15 protein-coding genes are annotated in these 25196 nt (G+C 35.6%); 5 read left to right on the plus strand and 10 right to left on the minus strand.

Annotation, left to right across the window (positions count from 1 at the left end; genetic code table 11):
- Window positions 1–1780: GEVED domain-containing protein (locus C1X07_RS25230; protein ID WP_206604253.1), on the minus strand; the 1780-nt coding region annotated here is incomplete at its 3' end.
- A 283-nt stretch (window positions 1781–2063) separates the two neighbouring features.
- Between C1X07_RS25230 and C1X07_RS18440 the strand changes: the two genes are divergently transcribed.
- Window positions 2064–5456, plus strand: coding sequence for an amidohydrolase family protein (locus C1X07_RS18440; protein ID WP_103071515.1), 3393 nt, complete (start codon window positions 2064–2066; stop codon window positions 5454–5456).
- Window positions 5457–5676: 220 nt separating this feature from the next.
- Here C1X07_RS18440 and C1X07_RS18445 read toward each other — a convergent pair whose 3' ends face one another.
- Window positions 5677–6543 (minus strand): bile acid:sodium symporter family protein, encoded by an 867-nt coding sequence (locus C1X07_RS18445; RefSeq protein WP_103071516.1) that lies wholly within the window; start codon window positions 6541–6543, stop codon window positions 5677–5679.
- Between the two features lie 510 nt (window positions 6544–7053).
- Here C1X07_RS18445 and C1X07_RS18450 point away from each other — a divergent pair.
- The 3 genes from C1X07_RS18450 (at window position 7054) to C1X07_RS18460 (ending at window position 10629) form a co-directional block, all read left to right on the plus strand.
- Window positions 7054–7992 (plus strand): ATP synthase subunit B family protein, encoded by a 939-nt coding sequence (locus C1X07_RS18450; protein WP_103071517.1) that lies wholly within the window; start codon window positions 7054–7056, stop codon window positions 7990–7992.
- A 46-nt stretch (window positions 7993–8038) separates the two neighbouring features.
- A complete protein-coding gene (locus C1X07_RS18455) occupies window positions 8039–8773 on the plus strand; it encodes a glycoside hydrolase family 25 protein (protein WP_103071518.1) in 735 nt (244 codons plus the stop codon).
- Window positions 8774–9090: 317 nt separating this feature from the next.
- Window positions 9091–10629 (plus strand): serine hydrolase, encoded by a 1539-nt coding sequence (locus C1X07_RS18460; RefSeq protein WP_103071519.1) that lies wholly within the window; start codon window positions 9091–9093, stop codon window positions 10627–10629.
- 96 nt (window positions 10630–10725) lie between these two features.
- Here C1X07_RS18460 and C1X07_RS24785 read toward each other — a convergent pair whose 3' ends face one another.
- Window positions 10726–10920, minus strand: coding sequence for a hypothetical protein (locus tag C1X07_RS24785; protein WP_128755321.1), 195 nt, complete (start codon window positions 10918–10920; stop codon window positions 10726–10728).
- Between the two features lie 691 nt (window positions 10921–11611).
- On the opposite strand from C1X07_RS24785, the gene C1X07_RS18465 reads away from it, so the two are divergent.
- Complete coding sequence (locus C1X07_RS18465; RefSeq protein WP_103071520.1) at window positions 11612–13702, plus strand: hypothetical protein; 2091 nt, start codon at window positions 11612–11614, stop codon at window positions 13700–13702.
- Between the two features lie 187 nt (window positions 13703–13889).
- Here the strand turns inward: C1X07_RS18465 and C1X07_RS18470 are convergent, their stop codons facing one another.
- The 7 genes from C1X07_RS18470 to paaZ form a co-directional block, all read right to left on the minus strand.
- The gene (locus C1X07_RS18470; protein ID WP_164914196.1) at window positions 13890–15593 is read right to left on the minus strand and encodes a leucine-rich repeat domain-containing protein; all 1704 of its coding nucleotides are present in this window, start codon (window positions 15591–15593) and stop codon (window positions 13890–13892) included.
- A gap of 484 nt (window positions 15594–16077) precedes the next feature.
- Window positions 16078–18141, minus strand: a complete 2064-nt coding sequence (locus C1X07_RS18475; protein ID WP_103071522.1) for an alpha-ketoacid dehydrogenase subunit alpha/beta — start codon at window positions 18139–18141, stop codon at window positions 16078–16080.
- A 165-nt stretch (window positions 18142–18306) separates the two neighbouring features.
- Window positions 18307–19380, minus strand: a complete 1074-nt coding sequence (locus tag C1X07_RS18480; RefSeq protein ID WP_103071523.1) for a branched-chain amino acid aminotransferase — start codon at window positions 19378–19380, stop codon at window positions 18307–18309.
- 176 nt (window positions 19381–19556) lie between these two features.
- A complete protein-coding gene (locus C1X07_RS18485; protein WP_103071524.1) occupies window positions 19557–20873 on the minus strand; it encodes a dihydrolipoamide acetyltransferase family protein in 1317 nt (438 codons plus the stop codon).
- Window positions 20874–21001: 128 nt separating this feature from the next.
- Window positions 21002–21601 (minus strand): acyltransferase, encoded by a 600-nt coding sequence (locus C1X07_RS18490; protein WP_103071525.1) that lies wholly within the window; start codon window positions 21599–21601, stop codon window positions 21002–21004.
- Window positions 21602–21714: 113 nt separating this feature from the next.
- A complete protein-coding gene (locus C1X07_RS18495) occupies window positions 21715–22467 on the minus strand; it encodes an enoyl-CoA hydratase/isomerase family protein (RefSeq protein ID WP_103071526.1) in 753 nt (250 codons plus the stop codon).
- A 216-nt stretch (window positions 22468–22683) separates the two neighbouring features.
- The gene (gene paaZ / locus C1X07_RS18500; protein WP_103071527.1) at window positions 22684–25185 is read right to left on the minus strand and encodes a phenylacetic acid degradation bifunctional protein PaaZ; all 2502 of its coding nucleotides are present in this window, start codon (window positions 25183–25185) and stop codon (window positions 22684–22686) included.
- Between the last annotated feature and the right edge of the window lie 11 nt (window positions 25186–25196).

Consider the following 25196-nt stretch of genomic DNA (forward strand, 5'->3'; position numbering starts at 1 on the left):
AAAGATAAAATGCTCCATCTTGCCCTGTAGTTGGTCCTGTACCATTAGAAGGTGTTCCTCCTGAATCACGAGTCCACTCGATATCATCTCCAGAGGCATTGATCCATGCTCCAAAACCAGATTCAAAACTCTCCGTATATGGAAAAGTTGTGATTCCCGTACACCCTGGAGTAGAGGTGGTTGTTACATTAACAGCAGTACTACTGGCAGATACATTTCCTGCTGCATCCTTTGCTTTTATGGTAAAACTATAGGTGGTATTAGCCGTAAGCCCAGTTACAGTATAATTGGCTGTAGTAGAGGCACCAACGCTGGTTGCTCCCTGAAATATTTCGTATGCTGTTACTCCCACATTATCAGTAGAAGCTGTCCAAGAAAGATCCACTGAGGTAGCTCCTATATTTGAAGCTGTTACATTGGTCGGTACGCTTGGTGCTTGGGTGTCCCCTCCTCCATTAGAGCCAATTACTACAGTATAATCTTCTACTTCGCCATAGTCAAAACTCCCACAAGATGATGGCAAGGTATTATATCTTAGCACTACACGCATTCTGGTAGCTCCATCCAAAGCGCCATTAGGTACGATAAAAGTACCTGTTACAGGAGTGGTTTGAGTTGGGTTCTGAGAAAATACTTCTTCATTAGCATCTGTAAAGACACCATTTTGATTATAATCTATCCAAACTTTATAAGCTTCGCTATACACTGTGCCTGCCCAGATAGGGGTGATCGTTATAGTTTGGGAAGCTCCTTTTAGTAAATTTGTTGAAATTGATGTGAAATCCGTATATCCTCCAGTCCCTGCTGTAGATACATTATCAATACTTCCTAGTTGTACTTTTCCTATATATTCATCGTTAGTATTATTTCCATTTGCTGTACAATAACTCACAGTAGTAGTTGTAGTCGTAACGTTGACAGCAGTACTACTACCAGAGGTATTACCCGCACCATCTTTTGCTTTTATTGTAAAACTATAGGTCGTATTAGCCGTAAGTCCGGTTACACTATAATTCGTTGTAGTTGAAGTACCAATACTGGTGGCTCCTTGAAATATTTCGTATGCCGCTACTCCCACATTATCAGTAGATGCTGTCCAAGTGAGATCTGCTGAGGTAGCCCCTATATTTGAAGCTGTTACATTGGTAGGAACACTTGGTGCCTGAGTATCTCCCCCTCCGTTAGAACCTAATACTACAGTATAATCTTCTACTTCTCCATAGTCAAAACTTCCACATGAGGATGGCAAAGTATTATATCTTAACACTATGCGCATCCTAGTAGCTCCATCCAAAGCACTATTAGGTATCGTAAAAGTCCCCGTTACAGGAGAAGTTTGGGTTGGGTTTTGAGAAAACACTTCTTCATTAGCATCAGTAAAAACGCCATTTTGATTATAATCTATCCAAACTTTATAGGCTTCACTATACACGGTACCTGTCCAGGTAGGAGTAATTGTGATGGTTTGAGAAGATCCTTTCAACAAATTTGTCGAAATTGAGGTAAAATCGGTATACCCTCCTGTGCCCGCTGTAGATACATTGTCAATACTTCCCAATTGTACTTTACTAATATATTCATCGTTAGTATTGTTTCCATTTGCAGTACAATAAGCAAAAGTAGTTGTAGCAATTAGGTTACTATTTTTTACATTTGACAAAAATGTTTCTTCTTTTTCAGGGGGCTTTACCCTCGATTGTTCCTTGTAAACCCACCCCGTACTTATAGTAACAATAAGCATGAGTGCAGTAATTAAAAATAAATGTTTCCTAAATTTCATGAGTTTGTGTGAGTTGTGGTTTATAATATCTCAAAAATACGTTCTATTGTCTATTTAGATCTTTAATTTTATCAACTTAAAAACTGATATTTATCAAAAAAAAGTATGATAAGTATCAACATATGTTTTACCATATTCCATTCTTTTTAGATATGGAGTACATTTAAAAACCACTTCGTTTCAGTAAACATAAAATTATAATACCGAAGGTATTAACCATTACCCTTACACATTAATTTATTGTTTATATTTACCCAATCAATTAATTCTACATTCACAATCAATGAATTCACAAATCACTCTCAGAATCGCTTATCTGTTCTTATTTTTATGTACGCTTACTGCTTTCTCACAAAGCACCAAAAAAGAAAAGGATTCCATAAAAAAAGCCACCAAAGAACTTCCTTTAGAACCTGAACGTACAGTATCCTTTACCACAGATCAAGGGACTTGGATTTCATTAGATGTAAGTCCTGATGGAAAAACAATTGTCTTCGACCTTATGGGAGACATCTATATAATGCCTATACAAGGTGGTAAAGCTACTGCAATTACACAAGGAATGGCTTATGATGTACACCCACGATATAGCCCTGATGGCAAGTCTATAGTATTTATCTCTGATAAAAGTGGTTCAGATAACATATGGACTCTGGATCTTTCTACCAAAAAGGATAAACAAGTTACCAAAGAGAAAAAGCATAATTTCTTTTCTGCAGAATGGACTCCAGATGGAGAATACATTGTGGGAGCCAAAGGGCGCAGAAACATCAAACTACATGTATATCATAAAGAAGGTGGTAGTGGAAGTCAATTATTTGAAAAACCAAAAGATATAAAAGCCATAGACCCTGCATTTAGTAAAGATGGTAAATTACTCTATTTTTCACAACGTAAAAACTCTTGGAATTACAATGCTCAGCTACCACAATATCAAATAGGAACTTATGATATGGAAGATGGTGATATGGCAGTAATAACCTCTAGATATGGATCTGCTTTTACTCCTACACTATCAAATAATGGTGATTGGATGGTATATGGTACCCGCTTTGAAGAAAAAACGGGTCTTGTTTTACGAAATCTGAAAACCGGAAAAGAGCGATGGCTGGCATACCCTGTGCAGCGCGATGAACAAGAATCAATTGCTCCGCTAGGGGTACTACCAGCAATGTCATTTACTCCAGACAATAAGAACCTGATTGTTTCTTATGGTGGAAAAATACATGCTGTATCATTAGAAAACAATACGGCAATCGAAATTCCTTTTGAAGTAGATGTCTCTCTAGATTTAGGTCCCAAACTAGCTTTTAAATACCCCATAAAAGACACAGAAAAAGCAATAGTTACCCAAATTAGAGACGCCAAACCCTCGCCCGATGGTTCTAAACTTGTTTTTACTGCACTAAACAGGTTGTATATTATGAACTTACCTAATGGTACTCCCAAGCGGTTAACAACGAACGACTTTACCGAAGCGCACCCAACATGGTCGCCTGATGGAAAACATATCGTATTTACCACCTGGAAACAAGGAGGAGGTCATTTGTTCAAACTAAGTATTGATGGGGCTCCTAAACCTGTTCAGCTAACCCAACAACCTGGAGTCTATACCTATCCTTCTTGGTCTTACACTTCTAATAGAATTGTGTTTCATAGGGGAAGTGCCCAAACATACGATAGTGCTATTAGTCCATTTACCGCAGGTGTTCAAGAAGATCTGGTATGGATAAATTCTACAGGTGGCATTATTAACTTTATAGACAAGACCAAAGGGAGACAAAATCCTCATTTTACCAAAGTAGATGACCGAATCTATTTAAGTAATCATGAAAAAGGACTAGTCTCTATTAGGTGGGATGGATCTGACGAAAAAGGACATTTAAAGCTAACTGGGATTACTACCTATGGTTCTCAAGATGTCTATGGTAAAGATCATCATAAAATTATATCCAGTGCATTACCCTCTGCCGAAGAAGGATGGCGAGATAAAAGCAAAGCTTCTAAACCTTCAGAAATAAGAATCTCGCCAGATGGCAAAACGGCATTGGCACTAATTAACAATGATATCTATACGGTAGTTATTCCAAAATATGGTAAAACACCATCTGTTTCTCTTGCAAAGGCTAATGCTGCTGCATTTCCTGCTATGAAACTAACCATTCTTGGAGGAGAATTCCCCTCGTGGTCTGCAGATAGTAAAAAGGTTCACTGGTCTCTGGGAGCGAGTCATTTTAAATATGATCTCCTAGCTGGAAAAAAATTTAAGGACAGTGTAATTGCTACCAAAAAAGCAGAAAAAGACCTTAAAAAAACTGATTCTTTACAAGTAGACAAAAAGGAAGAAAAAAAGAAAGATCCAAAGTTTGAAGCAGAAGAATTTAAAGTAACTGTAAATTATAAAAAAGATATCCCCAAAGGCACTCTCCTTTTACAAGGTGGTAATATCATTACCATGAAAGGATATGAGGTAATTAAAAAAGGAGATATTCTTATAGAGAATAACAGAATAAAAGCTATTGGTATTTCTGGAAGTATAACAATACCCAAAGATGCAATAACTATTGATGTCACCGGTAAAACATTAGTACCTGGTTTTGTGGATACACATGCGCATATGTGGCCGTATTGGGGGCTACACAAAAATCAGGTATGGATGTATTCTGCTAATCTGGCCTATGGAGTTACTACTACCAGAGATCCGCAGACAGGTACAACAGATGTTCTTACCTATGCAGATATGGTAGAAGCAGGAATGATCAATGGACCTCGTGTGTATAGCACCGGTCCCGGAGTTGGATTTTGGAAATATCAAATCGAAAGCCTGGATCATGCCAAAGAAGTATTAAAGCAGTACAGTGAGTATTACAATACCAAAAGTATCAAAATGTATTTGGTAGGCAACAGACAACAACGACAATGGATTATGATAGCAGCCAAAGAATTAAAATTAATGCCTACAACAGAAGGTGGTTTGGATTTCAAACTAAATATGACCCAGTTGCAGGATGGATACCCCGGACATGAACATTCTTTTCCAATTTATCCAATCTATAAAGATGTTGTAAAAACTGTAGCAGATTCAAAAATGGCAGTAACACCAACCTTATTAGTGTCGTATGGTGGTCCGTGGGCAGAAAACTATTACTACTCCAGAGAAAATGTATGGGGAGATCAAAAGATACAATATTATACTCCATATGAGGAATTAGCCCAAAAATCCCGAAGAAGACCAGGTTGGTTTATGGATGAAGAACATATCTTTAAAAAGCATGCAGCTTTTATGAAGGATCTGGTAGAAGCAGGAGGTTTAGCAGGTGTAGGAAGTCACGGACAGTTACAAGGACTAGGTTTTCATTGGGAATTATGGTCTATCGGTAGTGGTGGAATGAAGAACCATGATGCCCTTAGGGTTGCGACTACCTTGGGTGCTCAAGCTTTAGGATTAGATAACGACTTAGGAAGTTTGGAACCCGGAAAGCTAGCAGATATTCTTATTTTATCAAAAAATCCACTTCAAAATATAAGAAATACCAATACGCTAACCCATGTAATTAAAAACGGAAGAGTATATAATACCAATACACTGGATCAGGTTTGGCCCGAAAAACAAAAGGCTGAAGCCTTTCATTGGCAAACTAAAAAGCCTGTAGGGATACCTGGGATCAAAAAGTAAAAAAACATTAAACTAATTTTAAAGAATAATACCAGTCATACTTTGAATTTACTGTAAAAGAAAGTTAGCTATTTTTGTTTATGCAAAGAAGAAAAATTCAGCATAACCACTTGTGCTGAGACACGTCGAAGTATAGCTACGGTTAATTTTTATTCTGAAGCATAGGCGAAAAAGAGAATTTTATTGCGGTAAATTCAAAGTATAAATGGTATAAGCAGGACTATTCTGTTTTGACTTTATTTTTTTTGATACCCAAATAAACGGCAACACCTCCGGTAAAAAACATTAATAAACTATATACAGCTGGGGCGACTGCAAATGCAGTATCCCCAAGTAAAACAACTGCTATAGATATAGCCAAAGTTCCATTTTGGATTCCAGATTCTATGGCAATAGAAATGGCTCTTTTATTATTTATCCTAAATAGTTTTGCAGAATAATACCCCACCGCCATAGTAATAACATTTAAACATAATGCTACTATACCTGCCTGTTGAATATAGGATACAAAATTTTCTCTTTCTTTTAGTGTAATTCCTACAATCACAAGTATGATGACAACACCAGAAGCACGACGAACAGGAGTAGCCATTTTTAATGCAAACCCTTCATTATATCGTCTAATGGTCATACCGATCCCTACCGGAATCAAAGTAATTACCAAAATTTGAATAATCGTTCTTACGACATCCAGTTTAATCATCTTTCCTTCTTCTAAAAAATGTTGTAACGCAAAATTGATTATAAATGGAACTGTCAAAATAGTAATAAAACTACTTAAGGCAGTAAGTGTGACTGATAATGCAATATCACCTTTTGCCAAATGAGATATTAAATTTGAGGTAGGACCACCAGGGCAAGCAGCCAGAATCATGACCCCTACAGCAATCTCAGGCTGAATTGGAAACATCGAGGCCAACATAAACCCCAACAATGGTAAAATAACTATTTGGTTAGTTAACCCTACTAATATCGCTTTTGGGTATACAAATATTCTTCTAAAATCATCAACAACCAAAGACAATCCCATTCCTAACATAATAATGATAAGAGATACTGCTAAAATAATTGTTGATATATTATCCATATTTGAAAGTGTTGGTTCAATAAGCAATATAAAAAAAACATATAATATTCTGGTAAAACACCACAAGTTATACGGGTTTATTAAACCTCTAAAAAACAGTATTTTACAAGTGTAAAAAAATAAATGTTTTGCAACAAAGAAATTAAAGGTGACAAATTTCCGCTTTTATAAAACAATATATTTAACATAAACAGAATACAGTATTATAGATGTACCACAAATTTATAGTGTATGATATTAAGGTTAATTTCTCATTTTTAAGAAAAATAAAACCATTAATTAGCAGTATTGTATCAAAACAAGTGGGTCTACGCTAAAATTATCTCGGACCCAAAAAAAACTCACTACACCCTAATAATCAATTTATTATACTAATAAAAAAAATCAAATCACTTTTTGATTTAATCAAAAAAACTTAAACAAAATCAAAAAACTAAGTGTTATTATTCCAAAAAATAATCTACCTTTAAACTACACAAAAAATAAACCAACTTTTAGGATTTCTTCATTATGGATATAAACCAGACACTATCCAATTTTATCAAAAAAGATAAAATCTGGATTGTTGCCATTACCTTGGTACTCGCTCTCTTAGGCTTTAGCAATATATTAGTAACTCCGGCTATCGATTTTTTATCTAACTTAAACGGGAACATGATGCTTGCTCTTGGCATTGCTATGGAGTTAAAAAGTATTACCGAAAGCATCGACAACTCTGGTGTTCCTTTAGTAGGTGGAGTTGCCACAGAACTTACAGATATCTTTACCCGGGCAATCAATTATCTAACATTTGCCAATATTGTAGTTGCTGTTCAGACTATCTTGGTTAATATGGGAAAATCATTACTATTCAAAATACTTCCTTTTCTATTTCTAATAGGAGTATTTATAGAAAAATACAAAAAAGTAGCTTTAAAGTTACTGATCATCTCGCTACTTATTAATCCTGGGCTTTCTATGTATGTTAATGGAATACATTATGTATCGGATACCATGAAATTAGATCTTGGATCTTCATTACATGAGCATTTATCATCTATCAAAAGTAAATATGAAGAAAAAAGAGAAAAGCTAACCTCCAAACAAGAAGCTAGAAAAAAAAGACAGCTCGAAAAAGCAAAAGAGAAAGGTCACAAAGATATTGGTCTCTTTAAAAAAGTTGAAGACACCGTCGTTAATAAAGTTGAAGATGTTGGAGTGAATATAGAGGAAGGTGTCTCTGAAGCCTATCAAATTCTAAAAGAAGGCAAAAAAGAACTAATGAAACTTATCATTAATATGATCAGTAATCTTATTGTTCTTTTTCTTATTTTGCCATTGCTATACTTTTATCTTATGAGTTTCTTACTAAAAAGATTCTTTCATTTCTCTGCATTGCAAAAAATCGAAAACAACCAAGAAGCAAACTTAAAACAACTAGGCAAAGACCTAACTAATAACCCTAATTAAGTCAGCTTCATAACATCATTTTTTTACTATTAAACCGACAATACCCATGAAAAAACTTTCTATTGCAATTTTTGCGACCTCTTTACTCCTTTATTCTTGCGCCAATGATAAAAAAAACACTACTTGTGAGATGGAAAATGAAAGAATAGAAAAAGACTCTATCATCCTTGGCATGGATGTATCCCATTATCAAGGAAATATCATCTGGGATGATATCAAAAAAGATGGTGTCAATTTTGTATACATCAAAGCTACAGAAGGAGATACATTTATAGATCCAAAATTTGAAATAAACAGAGCAGATGCCAAAAAAAACTGCGTCTATCAAGGAGCTTATCATTTTTATGTAACAGGTAATGATCCAACAAAGCAAGCCCTAAATTTCACAAAGGCATTAGGGCAGCTAGACTCTGGCAGTCTACCCCCCGTTTTGGATCTTGAAGAAGGCGGTATCAAGGCACCAGTAACCAAAGAAAACTATCAGAAAAATACCTTAATCTGGTTAAAAACCGTAGAAAAAGAACTGGGGGTTGCCCCAATTATATATACCAATCTATATTTTGGGATCAAATATCTTGATCACCCTGACTTTGCCAAATATAAATTATGGGTAGCTGAGTACACCAAAAAGAAGCCAAAACTACCAGAAACATGGAAAAACCAAGGTTGGACATTCTGGCAACGTACAGATCTCAAAAAGCTAAGTGGAGTTAAAGGAGACATCGACTATGATGTATTTAAGGGAGACGCTCAGGCATTTAGAGCACTACTAAAAAAGTAACAGACACACTATTTCTGAACTTTTATTATTTTAAGTATATACAATATCTGTTGTACATTATCATGTTTTGATTCAAAACTTATCAATTCAAGTGCTTCTATCGTAAACAGAAACACAGTTTTTCTCTATGTTGTTCTGAAAATAAGTAAAATTGACACTTCCCTTACATTTCTTTCATAATCTACAACAGATTATACAATGCAACCAGTAGTACAAACACTAACTATTAGTATACATCATTTTCAATTTGAAATAGTATTCCTAAAAACTATATTTACCCAGTTAAGACACACTAATTATTATCTAAAATTATTACTATGAAAAAAGTATTATCATTTTTTCTACTATTCTCTATCTGCTATATCAGTTTGTTTGCTCAACAAAAAACTACAGTTGACCTTAAGAAACTCGATGAGTACTATACCAAAATGGTCAAAGACTGGGATATCCCAAGTGCTACTATTGGTATTGTAAAAGATGGAGAATTAGTCTTTAGCGGTAGCTATGGAGTTTTGGAAAAAGGAAAAGAAGATAAACCTGATAAAAACACGTTATACGCTATAGCATCTAACTCTAAAGCCTTTACAGCCACTATTATCGGGATGCTGGTTCAGGAAGGAAAACTAAATTGGGATGATAAAGTAAAGAAGCACCTACCCTATTTTGCACTCTACGATCCATGGGTAAGTAATGAAGTAACTATCAAAGATCTGCTAAGTCACCGCGTAGGTTTGGGCACCTTTAGCGGAGATATTATATGGTATAAAGCCAACCTAACTGCCCAAGAAATTATAAAGCGAGTTAAATACCTTCCTAAAACCAATGATTTTAGAGCTGGATTTGGATATTCTAATGTAATGTATATCACAGCTGGAGAAATCATTAAGAAAGTAACAGGAAAAACCTGGGGACAAAATGTGCAAGAACGAATCCTTGACCCTCTGGGAATGGATAGAACAATATCATCTATCAAACATTTAGAGAACAAAAAAAACTATGCCACCCCCCATGCCCGTGAGAATGACACAAACATCCCTGTAGCATGGGTTGATTGGGAAAAAATCGGAGCTATGGGAGGTCTTATATCCAGTGTAAATGATGTTGCCAAGTGGATGATTTTTAATCTAAATCATGGGCGTGTTGGCAAGGACACTCTACTCACCAAAGAAACCCGAAATATGGTTTGGACACCACATAACAACTATACTATAGATCATACCACCCAAAATGATCTTAATCGCCACTTTAGTGGCTATGGTCTCGGATGGGGACTTAGCGATTACCACGGGAGACTAAATGTTGCTCACACAGGCGGTTTTGATGGTATGATTACCGCAGTTACTTTAATCCCGGACGAGAACCTGGGAGTGGTTGTACTTACCAATGGCATGAAAAGTCCTATTAGAGCTGCAACCTATTATGCATTGGATCAATTTATGGGTACCTCAACAATCGATTGGTCTGCTAAACTCTTAGAAAGAGCTAATAACAATGCTAAAAAAGATACTCGTATTACTGATAGAAAAGAAAAAAGAGTCCTAAACACTAAACCTTCTGCTACTCCATCCATGATTGCAGGAACTTATCTTTCTGATATCTATGGAAAGATCAAAATTTCTAGTGCAAAAGAACAGCTACGAATGGAGTTTGAACACACCCCAGATCTATCTGCTACATTAAGGCACTGGCATCATGATGTTTGGGAAATCGTATGGGATAAAAAACATGCCTGGTTTAGTTTCGGAACCGTAAAGTTTACTACTGATAATAACTTAAAAATTAAAAGTATGGATTTTGATGTGCCAAACGATGATATCTTTTTTGAAGAATTGAAACCATATCGAATCTCTAAATAAAAGTTTAGTATTACCATAAATAAGGTGTCTAAAACATTAGTTTTTAGACACCTTATTTCTTAAAAGTAGTATTTGGCATTACGCTCTATCTATGCACTAATAGGAGCAAAGATTAGGAATATAGAAGTCCCCATAATGAAGCCCACATGGTCCGCAAGGACAATCTCTATCCGATGTGCAATCCAGAAATTGTGGTTGGCAACCAAACTTTGTTTTTCCTCCATTGATCTCTTTTTGATCTTCTTTTTTGAGAATCGTAACATTCTTAAAATTTAATAGGTTCTTAATCATTGTGTAAAATATTTAAATGGTTATATCACTCAAAGTTAACCTATTATATCATTCTTCTCTTAATTTTGGTCAGAAAAAATAGATATCCCGGCTTAACTGATTATTCTTCTGAGTTTACCTTAAAGCAATTACCCAGAAAGTACTCTTTTAGCCCCTCCGTATCAAGAGAAGTATAACTGATTTCGAGATGTTCTGAAGTGATTATTTATCAATTTTATATGATATAGTGTCCCTCGAAATTATCCCTCGTACTCCATTAATACTCAGACAACAGATAAACAGTATAAACTTTTCCAGCTAAACGTTTAACAAAAATATTCCATTAAGGCAGAAGACATAGTTAAAACAAACCTGCCGTAACACTACTTCCAATTAGTCAACATTTATAAATCTTCACTACTACAACTAGTGACATACATAATTTTACTTTCTTGATTTTAAGCAATTTACATCTACTTATCAGCAAAACATACTACAGAAATCGCTAATAATATAAAAGAATACCTGATATCATTGATCAAAAAGCTACCGATACATTATATTTGAACCTAACTATGGCTTTCTCCAAAACACAAAAGGGAAATTGTTTTTTTGACCATAGAGAATATCAAAAAACTATACTTTACTTTAATGACTCATCAACTTATATTCTAGGCAATTCAATTTTTTGTTATCTACTTAAACTAACCCCATGAAACTATTTAATATCCGCTTTATTATTATTTTTCTCTTAACTACAACTGTATTTTCACAGAAAGTAGACTTAGATAAAGAACGAGCTTCAATTTACTTTGTTCAACTACCAGAAGATCCTATTTTGGACAAGAGTAAAAGAACATACTCGGTACACTCTAGTGTAACATCTTTTGAAGAAAAAATTAAGTTGTATGGTTTTACCAAAACCAAAGAAGATGGAGTAATTCAAATAAAAATTACCGTCAATGATGTAGGAACAACTCCTGTTAAGATTTCAGAACGAATTAAAGAAGAAAAAGATAGAGACGGAAACGTAACTGGTACCAAAACTTTTTATCAGGCTTCGATGCAATATGCCATTACAGGAAAATGCTTTGTTACCATAAAAGGTAAAGAAGAATACAATTTTCCGCTGGGGAATAAAGGAGAATTTAAAAGTAAAGAGACGAATAGTTTGGAGCATACAAAAAAATATTTTCCAACGAATCGCAGTACTTTGGTTGAAAACGTAAAAAAACAATTTATACAAGATAAGATTGGATTGATAAATGACAAATTAAATCATTTCTATGGCTACCCTACTGATTTGAGAGAGCAAGCTTTTTGGGTTTTAGATTCTGAAAAAAACACGGATTATGAAGGCTATCAAAGACAGTACAAACGAATAAAAGAAGTGTTTCTACGTATGAAAGCTAATCAACCGGTTACCTCATCTCATACTCAATATCTTGATAATTTTGAAACCTACTTTAATGAGTTGGTAGAACGCTACCCTTTGGATAGCAAGAAGCATAAAAAAATGAGGTATGCCAGTTATTTTAATTTGGCGCAACTGTATTACAATTTTGACATGCCGGATAAAGCTATTCTATATGCTAATAAGTTAATCGAAAACGGTTACGATAAATCTAACGGGAAAAAGATTATCAAGAGAGCTAATACCTTAAAAGAGCTTTTTTCTAAAAACAAGGTAAGCAGCACCCATTTTATGGTCGAGACCATTGATGATCTACCACACTCACCTGTTGATCAAAACACAGAAGAAACAGTAAAAAAAGAAGCCCCGGCACATCACAAAAAAGAAGTTACCGAGTCAAAAAATACAATTCCAAATACTATATATCAGCTAAGCGGTAATAGTGAAGAGAATACTCCTATTATAAAAAAAATAATCGAAGATATCGAAGCAACCACTCTTGTGTTTGGAGACTTCGGTCTTATGCTTGAAGGAGAATATACTATAGAAAACGATACGGTCTCAGGTAAAAAATACTACTCTTTGAGCAATGATGATAAATACAAAAAAGTATCCCTTATCATTAAAGAAGGAAAAATTATTGGAGCAGATCTTAACGGAAGTACATTAGATATTGTTTTTGAAGATGGTATAGTAAAAAGAATAAGTGCAAAATCATTGTCTAATTTTGACTATACATTCTATAGAAACGCTGATGGCAGAGTATCTAAAATCGAAAACCCTTTCTCTAACGGAAGAGTTCAATGGATTGATTTTACTTATAAAAATGGAAAAGTAAGTGAGGTTATCAAATACTTTAAAAAAGGAAAATTAGGAAAAATAGTGACGACTATTTTAGAGAGTACGCCAAATACATTTAAGGCTTCTACAAGTGAGTATCCTCATAAAGTCAAAGAGTTTTCTAAGCAACGCAATATCACTGTATCAAAACTTGGTGAAAATAAATTTAAGACCGAAAGAGTTTTTGACTTTGGAGAAGGAAGGGTAACCAAGACTGTCACCAATTTACAATATACCGATTTTGATAAGATAAAAAGATCCTCCAAAACAACCAATGAGACAAAAAAGGATGTAGAAGATTACGAATACCTAGACGAGAAACTATCCAAAACTACTCGTATTGTAAGTAAAGATGGAAAAACTCTTTCTAAAACGGTAAATATATTTTTTGATTTAAAAGATCAAGGAGCTTCTTTACCAGAATATGAATGGAGAGAAGGGAGATATGAATTTGATGCTAATAATGAATTAAATTTTGTTGAACGAGACGGAAAGTTTAAAAGAAAAGAAAATGGAGCTTGGTCAGATTGGAAATACATGAGTATGTAAAAATCTGATAAATGGATTTAAACAGGAAGATTTCTTTGTTAAACTGAGCTTGAATGCTACATACAATTATCATTTTTTGTAAAAAATTCAAGCTCAGATTGACAATTAAGTTTTAGATATTTTTTCAAACTTATTTGTGTATAATCGTCATAAGAAACTACTTTTAGGCAGTCCCTTTTCTAAACATTTACTTACATACTCCAGAATCTATATATACCCTACGAATACTATCCAAAAATGCACATAATGAAGGAGGTAAAGGATCTAATGGATTATTCATTACATCCAAAAATGTAAGAGTAGAAAAAGTTTCAATTGTTTTTGGCAAACTGGTTAATTCATTTGCTTGTAAAATCAATACTTCAAGTGAAGATAAGTTACCAATATCGGGTAAAACTTTTATTTGATTACTAAACAAATCCACTCTTTTCAGAGAAGTAAGATTGCCAAAATTTTCTGGTAAATCCAATAATTGATTTGATGCTACATCCACTTTTTCAAGCGAAGACAGATTACCAAAACTGTCAGGTAAGCCCTTCAATTGATTGCCTCTTAACGTGAGATTTGTAAGTGCAGAGAGATTACCAAAACCAACTGGAAGATTCGTGAGTTTATTGTCTCGTAAATTCAATTCTTTAAGCACAGAAAGATTACCAAAACTATTGGGTAGGTTAAGTATATCATTTTTTCCTAAACTTAAACCGGTAAGAGAAGAAAGGTTGCCAAAACTATCAGGTAAACTCTGTAATGCATTACTATATAAGTTTAAACTGGTAAGTGAAGATAAGCGACCAAAACTATCTGGTAAACTTTCTAATCTATTATTTCCTACATTACAATAGCTAAGAGAATTAAGATTTACTATACCATCTGGCAAATGGGCTAATGAATTCTTTTCTAAACTTAAAGAGACCAGTGAAGAAAGATTGCCAAAATTATTGGGCAAACTAGTTAATTGATTATCCTCTAAATCCAAATACTCAAGAGATGATAGATTTCCAAAACTATCTGGTAAACTTGTTAGCTTATTACGTTTCAAATACAATTCTTTTAGCAAGGAAAGGTTTCCAAAATTCTCAGGTAAACTACTTAATTGATTGCTTGGTATACTGGCTAAATTAGAACCTTCCAAAACCAAAATTGTGAGTGCAGAAAGATTACCAAAACTATCTGGCAAGCTGGTTAACTGATTATAGTTTATTTGCAATTGAATTAGAGATGAAAGGTTACCAAAACTCTCCGGTAAACTAGTTAATTGATTACTCTCTAGACCCAAAACAGCTAGCGAAGAGAGATTTCCAAAACTATCGGGCAAACCGGCTAATTGATTATCCCTTAAACCCAAAATTGTGAGCTCCGCAAGGTTTCCAATACTATCAGGCAAACTAGTTAATTGATTTTTCCTTAGATATAATTTTGTAAGAGAAGAAAGGTCTCCAAAACTATCTGGCAAAGTAGTTAGTTGATTATTTTCTAAATCCAAAGAGGTAAGGGCGGAAAGATTGCCGAAACCTTCTGGTAAAACCAATAATTGGTTTTTTGCTATACTCAAAAATGTAAGGGCAGAAAGGTTGTCAAAACTATTGGGTAGACTTTTCAACTTATTCCTTCTTATATTCAAAGATTGAAGAGCCGAAAGATCACCAAAACTTTCTGGTAAACTTGTTATTTCTTTACGACTTACATCTAAATGTGTTACCCTTCCATTCTCTATATGTACACCTTTCCAATCTTCAATACTTTTTGTAGAAATATCCCAGGATAGCCTACTATCGGGATTAGCCTTATACAGATCTATTAATACAGCCCGGTCATCTTGCGCTGTACTTATGTTACTAGAAAACAGCATCATCATAGCTAATATGATGGATGTACAATAGATAGTATTCATACTATAGTTATTTTTAGGTTTTTGGGTCACTATTGTGTTTTGAATAACTTGTCTTTGGTGTTGCTCACATGCTGTGAGCCTATGTGTGTTTATCATAATTTAAGCACGATCTGAGGTAGGTCTTAGTTTATTAGCTATTACTTGTATATATCTATAACGTACTACAACGATACCTACATAAGATTAGTATACAAAATGACTTAGTTTCTACTCAAAAAAAGAAAATTCCTACATAAAAATACTTATAAACAGCGTTTTATATTGTTTTAATTGTAAGACAATGTGGATAGAAATGAAATTTACAAACGTTATTTTAAAGCTAAAACTGTATTACTTATATAGATTAACCTAAAACAATCAGCTAGTATCACTATACTTATAGATAATCGCAAGACAACATGCTATACTATAAAACAAGAAGTGAAAACATATCCCTTCCTTGAGAGATACATTTTCACTTTCATAAATTCGAATTAGCCTTGGTTTAATATCTAAGTAACTCCTCTATTTTTTGTTTTACTTTTTCTGTAGAAGGAATCATGGTTTGCTCTAATGTACTATTTAAAGGTATCGCTGGCATATTCTCTGAACCTATTGTCATTACAGGAGCATCAAGAGATCTAAAACATTCTTCCTGTATTTTACCCGATAATGCCCGTGCAAAAGAGTTATTAGTAGGTTCTTCTGTTACTACAAGGCATTTCTTAGTTTTCTTTACTGATTCTATGATTGTTTCCTCATCCAGAGGGTATAATGTTCTTAGATCAATAATCTCTACACTCTCTTTGATATCTTTTGTGGCATTAAGTGCCCAATGTACCCCCATACCATAGGTCACTATGGTCATGGTCTCTTTTTCATCCTGCGGCCAGATTCGCTGTACGACATTGGCTTTTCCAAAAGGCAATACATAATCTTCTGATGGTTCTATGGTTCTGGCAGCATCTGTTCCTTTTACTTTGGACCAGTACAAGCCTTTATGCTCCAGAATCACTACAGGATTAGGATCATGATATGCCGCTTTCATCAGCCCTTTTAGATCAGCTCCTGTACTTGGGTAAGCAATCTTGATTCCACGAATATTAGTTACAACAGATTCTACAGATGAAGAGTGGTAAGGTCCCCCACTACCGTAAGCACCAATCGGTACTCTAAGAATCATCGATACTGGCCATTTTCCATTGGATAAATAGCATGACCTACTAACCTCGGTAAACAACTGGTTTAACCCCGGCCAGATATAATCTGCAAATTGTACTTCTACAATAGGTTTTAATCCTACTGCCGACATTCCTACTGTAGACCCTACAATAAAAGCTTCCTGGATAGGGGTATTAAATACTCTTTCGTCTCCAAATTTCTGAGCTAAGGTCGCAGCTTCTCTAAATACACCTCCCAATCGTCCTCCTACATCCTGACCATATAGTAAGCACTCTTTGTGCTCTTTCATCAATTCTTCTACCGCAAACAGTGCACAATCTACCATCACCACTTCTTCTTTATCGGCTGGAGATCGCTCTCCTTTTTCTTCGGTGATAGGTGTTGGTGCAAAATCATGTGTAAACAGATCTTCTGGTTTTGGATCTTCGGCTTTCATAGCTTCTTCCAGATCCTTGGCTACTATCGCTTTTGCCTCTGTTTCAATAGCAGTTACCTCATCTTCTGTAAAACCATTATTAATTAATTGATTCCTCAACACAGGATATGGGTCTCTGGTACGAGCCTCATCAAGATCATCACGATACCATTCCATACGCACTCCCGAGGTGTGGTGATTTAATAAAGGTACTTTGGCATGTACCAACATTGGTCTTCTTTCTTCTCTTATGGTTTTGATGACTTCTTGTACTGCCAGATAGCTTTCGGTAAAATTAGCCCCATCAATAGAAATGGCATCTAATCCATTAAACCCTGAAGCATATTCAAAAGCATCTTGCGCTCTTGTTTCTGCTGCATTAGCCGAGATATCCCATCCATTATCCTGTACCAAATACAAAATAGGTAACTGTTTTAATGCTGCCATCTGAAACGCTTCTGCAATCTCTCCTTCGGTAACAGAGGCATCGCCAAGAGAGCATAGCACCAAAGGTTTATCTTTTAATGATTTATCATCTAATCCCACCAACTCTTTGTACTGCATTCCCATTGCCACACCTGTTGATGGTATTGCCTGCATCCCTGTTGCCGAGGATTGATGTGGTATTTTGGGTTTATCCTCATCTCTAAGACTAGGGTGTGAGTAATAGGTTCTACCTCCAGAAAATGGGTCGTCCTTTTTAGCCAACAACTGCAACATTAAATCGTAGGGTCTCATCCCTATACCTAATAACATCGAGTCATCACGGTAATATGGGAACGCATAATCCTGTGGCAATAACTGCATTGCTGCGGCTATCTGGATCGCCTCATGCCCCCTCGAAGTTGCATGCACATATTTAGAAACTACTTTAAAGTTTTCTTCATACAACTCTGTCATTGACTTAGCAGTACAGAGTGTCATAAATGCTTTTTGTAATACTTCTTTTGCTATTGTTTTTTCGGCTAACATTTTAAATCATTTTTTAATGCACGATTTACGATCTTTGATATCGATTGCTCTGGAGATTCTTTACCTATTGTAAAGTACTCCAACAATCTAAACTCTTTCATAAATAACATTCATTCTTATTATTATATCTTTCGCAAATCTAAATTCGTAATTCGTAGATTCTAATTATCTTACCTTCTCTTCTACACTCGCGGGGATAATCCACCCATGCTTATCTTCTCTTTTTTGCGCTTTGATCTCATCCAAAGTATTTTTTATATCCTCGCTTACAGGATTTGTCTCTGGCAAGGTTATAAGTTCTTCATTGTACCCAATTGCTTCTACCATCGCTATTGCCACTGCAGTACCTGTTCCGAATGCTTCTTCTAGTTTACCTTCTTTAGAATATCCAATGATCTCATCGATAGTAATTGGGCGTTCTTCTACTTCGAAACCTTTATCTTTTAGTAAAGTAATTACACTATCTCGTGTAATTCCCTTTAAAATAGATCCGCTTATATTGGGAGTAATAAATTTACCTTCTACCTTAAAAAAGATATTCATCGTACCTACTTCTTGTATGTATTTATGCTCATTGGCATTTAACCACAATACTTGGTCATACCCTTTGGCTTTAGCTTTTTCTGTAGGAAGTATCGCTGCAGCATAATTTCCTGCTGCTTTTGCTTCTCCTGTTCCTCCGTCTGCTGCTCTTATATATTCAGTCTCTGCATACAATCTTATCTTTTTGGTAAAGAATGGTCCTGCGGGAGAACAGATTACGATAAACTTATAACTAGTTGCAGCTCGCATCCCAATAAAAGGTTCATCTGCATACATAAATGGGCGTAAATATAACGCACTACCTTCTTGCGGGGGTATCCATGCTTGCTCTACTCCTGTGATTTGTTTTACTGCCTCTACAAAAAGTTCTTCGGGTACCGCTGGCATCCCCATTCTGGCTGCACTGTGATTAAGTCGCTTTGCATTTTCTTCTGGTCTAAACAACAGTGGGGTATTATCTTTACCTACTGTAGCTTTCATTCCTTCAAAAATTGCTTGTCCATAATGCAGTGCCATTGCAGCGGGATGGGTAGGGATTAACTCCAAAGGCTCTATACGAGGATTTTGCCATGCACCATCTTCATATTCACAAATAAACATGTGATCGGTAAAGGTTTTTCCTAAAGGAATATTATCAAAATCTATTTCCTTTAATTTTGAATTTGAGGTTTTTGTAATTTTGATTTGTTGCTCCATTATTATTGTTTTGGTCGCATCCCGATGGGTCGGGCTATCCGCTATATCTTTTTTAATTTGTTTACGCCTTGATTACACTTAGATTACACTTAGACAGGCTCAACACAATGGCTTAGTGTAACAGTTTGGTTAGGCATTAAAAAAGGATGTCGCTTCTATCCCTTGCGCATTTATTATTATATTTCTCTATTTATATCAAAGGCTTCTAACTCATCTCCTACTTTGCGTAAAAATGATCCTCCTAAAAACCCATCTACTACTCTATGATCAAAGGATAGCGATAGATACATCATACTTCGTATGGCGATTTCATCACCTTTTTCTGTAGTAATCACTTCTGGCCTTTTCTTAATGATCCCCAGTGCCAGAATAGCTACTTCTGGCTGATTAATGATTGGAGTTCCCATAAGGCTTCCAAAAGTTCCTACATTAGAAATAGTAAAGGTGCTTCCTTGTATTTCATCTGGTTTTAAGGCATTGTTCCTTGCACTATTAGCCAGATGATTAACATTTTTGGCCAATCCAAAAAGATTTTTCTCATCTGCATTTTTAACTACAGGAACGATTAAGTTACCATTGGGCAATGCGGTTGCCATACCTACATTAATATCATTATGCACCACTATCTTTTTGTCATCGACAGAGACATTAATCATTGGGTATTCTTGAATTGCCCTAGCTACTGCCTCTACAAAAATTGGAGTAAAGGTTAGTTTCTCTCCATGCTTCTCCAGAAACTTCACTTTTACTTCGTTTCTCCAGTTTACAATATTGGTTACATCTACTTCGATATAACTTGTTACATGTGGTGAGGTATGCTTAGAATACACCATATGATCAGCGATCATTTTTCGCATTCGATCCATCTCTACAATTCGATCTTTACCTTCTACAAATGAAATTGGAGGGGCATTGTATGTAGATTTTGGCACTTGCACCTGTGGCTGTTGCGGTCTACTTGGCAAAGGATACTTTCTATTTTTAAGATACTGCATCACATCACTCTTACGAATACGACCATCTGCTCCAGTACCTACAATACTTTGCAGCTCTTCTATACTCAGATTTTCTTTTTGTGCAATACTGATAATCAATGGAGATAAGAAACCATCGTTTAGGTCAGAGTCCAGAGATCCTAAGTCTGAAGTAATTCTGGGTTCTGATTGAACTGACACTTCTGGTTTGTCCTTTGGTTTTTCGGTCGTTTTTATCTCTTCTGATTCTTGATTCGATGGTACTGATTTGGATTCAGCATCTCCATCTATAAGAGCGATTACCTGCCCGATTTCTACCACCTCATTAGGCTGATATCGTATTTCTGTTATCACTCCATTACAAGGAGAAGGAACTTCAGAATCTACTTTGTCTGTAGCTACTTCCAGAATTGTCTCATCTTCTTCTACCGTATCACCTACATTCTTTAACCAGTTAAGAATGGTAGCTTCTGATATACTCTCGCCCATTTTGGGCATCTTTAATTCAATTATTGCCATTTTGGTTAACTAATGTTTGTTAGCTTATTGATTGTAATATATTAATTTTTATCCTTTTACGTATGCCTAACTTTTTAAAAGATTCTTTTACTGACTACACTTTGATATGCTCAGTATGACATTCGTAATTATTTATTTTGTTTAAATTCTTCTAATGTTTTATAAAATGCTTCTTGTGTTTCTCTATTTTCTGGCACTTCTCTTAGAGGTTCTACCTCTTCTAATGATTCATAACAATCTGCTGGTAATTGTTGATATAGTTTTGTTCCTTTAGTTTTCCAGGCAATCATTTGATCACTTACTTCTTTGATCACTTTTGCTGGATTACCTACAATCAAGCTTCGTTTTGGGAATACTGTATTTGCTTTGACAAATGACATTGCTCCTACAATACATTCATCACCTATCTCTGCATCATCCATGATCACTGTATTCATCCCAATCAAACAGTTACGTCCCAAATTAGCTCCATGAATCACCGCTCCATGACCTACATGTGCACTTTCTTTAAGAACTATCGATTTACCAGGAAACATATGCACCGTACAATTTTCTTGTACATTAACTCCGTCTTCGAGAATAATCTCTCCCCAATCTCCACGTATTGCGGCACCTGGTCCTATATAACAATTTTTGCCAATGATCACATTGCCTGTTACGGCTGCCAGTGGGTGTACAAAACTGCTTTCGTGTACTACGGGTATGTATCCTTTAAAACTGTAAATCATATAAATATCTAATATTGAAGGTTAAATATCGAATACTGAAATCATACTATTGTTTAATCAAATATAAACTTCGACATTCGATATTCTTTGTTTAGTATTCGGTGTTCAATATTCTATTTAAATCTTTTCAAGGTTTCTTTTGTAAAATCACTTAGTACCAGTCTACCGCTAATTACGGCTCTTTCTGCTAATAAGGTATCCCAATCTTCTGTTCCTTTCCAAAATGCTTTTTTCATATCACGCATTGCTTCTGGATTATACGTGCACAGATGCTCTGCAAAAGCTTTTACTTCGGCATCCAGGGTTTCTATATCTTCAAAAACCTTGGTAAAAAGCCCTTTATCTCTAGCCCACTCTGCATCATAAAATGAATTGGCATCGATAGCGATCTGAGTCATGGCTGATAATCCTATTTTGCGTTCTACTGCGGGTCCTACTACAAATGGCCCTATACCTACATTAAGTTCACTTAACTTTATGGAAGCATATTTTGTTGCCATACAATAATCGGTTGCCGAGGCTAGTCCTACTCCTCCTCCAACGGTTTTTCCTTGTACACGACCGATAATGAACTTTGGGCATTTGCGCATGGCATTGATTACATTGGCAAAGCCAGAGAAAAATATTTTTCCTGTTTCGGCATCATTAATATTGATCAGTTCTTTAAAACTTGCTCCTGCACAAAAGGTTCTGTCTCTTCCACTTTTTAATACGATGACTTTAATCTGATCATCCTGACCGGCATCAGTAATTGTTTCAGCAAGCTTTGCTAAAATATCACCTGGTAAAGAGTTATGAGCTGGATGAAAAAACTCGATAATCCCTACCTGATTTTCTATGTTTATATTTACGTATGGCTGTGTCAACTTTATCTTATTTTTAAAATATGTTCTCTAAGTGTTTGAAGTCTTTACTTAGTATTTTACATTATTTGTTTTATATTTTATCTTAATCTTGCATTCCAACCTAAGTTAGAATTACAATCTAATTTGTTTCGTTTGTCACACTGAGCTTGTCGAAGTGTATTCTAATACAAATTTCCTTCGACAAGCTCAGGATGACATTGGTATCCTTTTTTTAGTTCAATCCAATAGATCAAACTGATCAAAGTGATGATTTAGATGTTTTCTTTCTAATAAATACCATTCATATTTATTTAAATCTCCAAAAACAATATTTTTTAGTATCGCATCCGGGTTTTCTTTAAAATATGCTTTATACACTTCTCTAGCTTCATTTAACTTGGTTATTGCTGTTTGCAAATCTGGGTGTATCAACTCTTCCAGCACTCCTTTTTTAAGCAACGGAAATTCTGTGTTTTTTGGAAAAGGTTCATAATTATAAAGGCTATTATGTACTTTTTCTAAAATCTTTTCTGGTGTGGCAACCTCAAAATCCTGAATTTCTCCCGAAGCAATTTTATAGGTATACTCCAAATGTTCGATCATGTGCTGTGGTGTCATGATACCCCATTTTGGTTTTGTATCAGCAGTTATCTTGCTTAGACATTCTTGTATTTTTGCTTCGGTCATTTCTACAAGAGTGGTTTGTTTTTTCTGCACCATCGTTAAGATAGTTGCTATTGCTACCAGCTCATCTTCGGTATCAAAAACTTCTACAAACCATTTTACTATTCCGCTAGGGTGTTCTGCGCTTGCTACATCACGATCAACTTTTTGTTTACAGGTTAATCGTACATATACGGTATCATTATGATAGATTGGTCTAAGGAATCTACATTCCTCTAGTCCATAATTAGCGGCTACCGGTCCTTTATTGGGATAAACAAATAGTCCTGCTGCTGCTGCCAGAATGAAATATCCATGGGCGGTACGTTTTTCAAAAATACTTCCGTCTAAGGATGTTATGTCGGTATGCGCATAAAAGTGATCCCAGGTAAGATTGGCAAATCCAATAATATCTGTATCGGTTATGGTACGTTTATGTGTTTTGAGCGACATCCCAGGCTCGATATCCTCCCAATGGTATGAGAATGGGTGATTTTCTACTTCTTTATATGTAGAGTTTGCCTGATAGATTCCTGTGACTTCGGTAAGCGTAGTTGGTGTTCCTTGTACAGCGCATCGTTGCATAAAATGCTTGATACCTCTCATTCCACCCATTTCTTCACCTCCCCCGGCACGTCCCGGACCACCATGAGTAAGTAATGGTAGTGGAGAACCATGACCAGTACTTTGCTTGGCATTTTCGCGATTTCCAACCAGTATTCGTCCATGGTGCGAAGCTGTTTCTACAATATATTCTTTGGCTATTTTATCGTCATAGGTAAAGATTGAAGATACTAATGATCCTTTACCCATTTGTGAAAGTGTAATTGCATCTTCTAACGTATCATAGGGCATTAAGGTTGATACTGGTCCAAAGGCTTCGATATCATGAGCATTCGTATTATTAAACGGATCATCTTCTCTCATCAAAATCGGGCTCACAAAAGCTCCTTTTTGGGCATCTGCTCCTACGGTTTCTATTTTATCCAGATCCCCATATACCAACTGTGCTGTTTTGGCTATTTCAGAAATGTTATTTTTAAAACTTTCTACCTGCTGTTTACTTGCCAAAGCTCCCATTCGTACTTCTTTTAATCTGGGGTCTCCAACGGTTATTTTATCTAATTGCTGTCCTAGGGCTATCTGTACATCTTCGATACGATCCGAAGGAACAATAATTCTACGTATTGCAGTACATTTCTGCCCACATTTTACGGTCATTTCTTTTCGAACTTCTTTGATAAACAGATCAAACTCTGGTGTTCCCGGCACTGCATCTGCTCCTAATATTGAAGCATTTAACGAATCTGCTTCCATAGTAAAAGGCACCGATTCTTGTATAAGTCTTGGGTGTGCTTTTAGCAATCTACCGGTGTGGGCAGAACCTGTAAAGGTTACTACATCCTGCGATTGTACTGTATCGAGAATTGTTTTGGTCATACCACTTAGCAATTGTAATGCTCCTTCTGGTAGAATTCCTGAATTTACAATAACACGAACTACGGCTTCTGTTAAATATGCTGTCTGTGGTGCTGGTAATACCACAGCAGGTACTCCCGCCATCCAATTGACTGCACATTTCTCTAACATTCCCCAAATCGGAAAATTAAAGGCGTTAATATGTACCGCAACTCCTCTTTTGGGTACCAGAATATGGTGCGCCATAAACCTTCCTCCTCTAGATAAATCGATAGGATCTCCTTCTACATGATAGGGCTGGTTTGGAAACAATTTCCTCAAAGAGGCATTTGCAAAAAGATTACCAAATCCTCCTTCGATATCAATCCAGCTATCTACTCGGGTTGCTCCTGTACGATAACTTAACTCGTAGAACTCTTCTTTGCGTTTGGTAAGGTAAAATGCAAGTTTTTTGAGCATATTACCACGCTCCTGAAAAGTCATTTTACGAAGTATTTCTCCTCCTTTGGTTCTACCATACTGTAATACTTCGGGGATATCCAACCCTTCGGTTGTAGACATTCCGATAACTTCACCTGTCACGGCATCGTTCATAACGATTCCATCTCCAGAACCTGAAGTCCATTTTCCGTTTATATAGCTTTCTAGTTTTTTCATAATCTAGTTTC

Source organism: Aquimarina sediminis (assembly GCF_002895435.1).
In the GTDB taxonomy this organism is placed as follows: Bacteria; Bacteroidota; Bacteroidia; order Flavobacteriales; family Flavobacteriaceae; genus Aquimarina; species Aquimarina sediminis.

What these genes read in the sequence shown, in the direction of transcription:
- C1X07_RS18455 (WP_103071518.1), top strand. Translation starts at nt 8,039, where the DNA reads ATGAAAAAACTTTCTATTGCAATTTTTGCGACCTCTTTACTCCTTTAT.
- C1X07_RS18440 (WP_103071515.1), top strand. Translation starts at nt 2,064, where the DNA reads ATGAATTCACAAATCACTCTCAGAATCGCTTATCTGTTCTTATTTTTA.
- C1X07_RS18470 (WP_164914196.1), bottom strand. Translation starts at nt 15,593, where the DNA reads ATGAATACTATCTATTGTACATCCATCATATTAGCTATGATGATGCTG.
- C1X07_RS18480 (WP_103071523.1), bottom strand. Translation starts at nt 19,380, where the DNA reads ATGGAGCAACAAATCAAAATTACAAAAACCTCAAATTCAAAATTAAAG.
- C1X07_RS18465 (WP_103071520.1), top strand. Translation starts at nt 11,612, where the DNA reads ATGAAACTATTTAATATCCGCTTTATTATTATTTTTCTCTTAACTACA.
- paaZ (WP_103071527.1), bottom strand. Translation starts at nt 25,185, where the DNA reads ATGAAAAAACTAGAAAGCTATATAAACGGAAAATGGACTTCAGGTTCT.
- C1X07_RS18485 (WP_103071524.1), bottom strand. Translation starts at nt 20,873, where the DNA reads ATGGCAATAATTGAATTAAAGATGCCCAAAATGGGCGAGAGTATATCA.
- C1X07_RS18445 (WP_103071516.1), bottom strand. Translation starts at nt 6,543, where the DNA reads ATGGATAATATATCAACAATTATTTTAGCAGTATCTCTTATCATTATT.
- C1X07_RS24785 (WP_128755321.1), bottom strand. Translation starts at nt 10,920, where the DNA reads ATGATTAAGAACCTATTAAATTTTAAGAATGTTACGATTCTCAAAAAA.
- C1X07_RS18490 (WP_103071525.1), bottom strand. Translation starts at nt 21,601, where the DNA reads ATGATTTACAGTTTTAAAGGATACATACCCGTAGTACACGAAAGCAGT.
- C1X07_RS18460 (WP_103071519.1), top strand. Translation starts at nt 9,091, where the DNA reads ATGAAAAAAGTATTATCATTTTTTCTACTATTCTCTATCTGCTATATC.
- C1X07_RS18475 (WP_103071522.1), bottom strand. Translation starts at nt 18,141, where the DNA reads ATGTTAGCCGAAAAAACAATAGCAAAAGAAGTATTACAAAAAGCATTT.
- C1X07_RS18450 (WP_103071517.1), top strand. Translation starts at nt 7,054, where the DNA reads ATGGATATAAACCAGACACTATCCAATTTTATCAAAAAAGATAAAATC.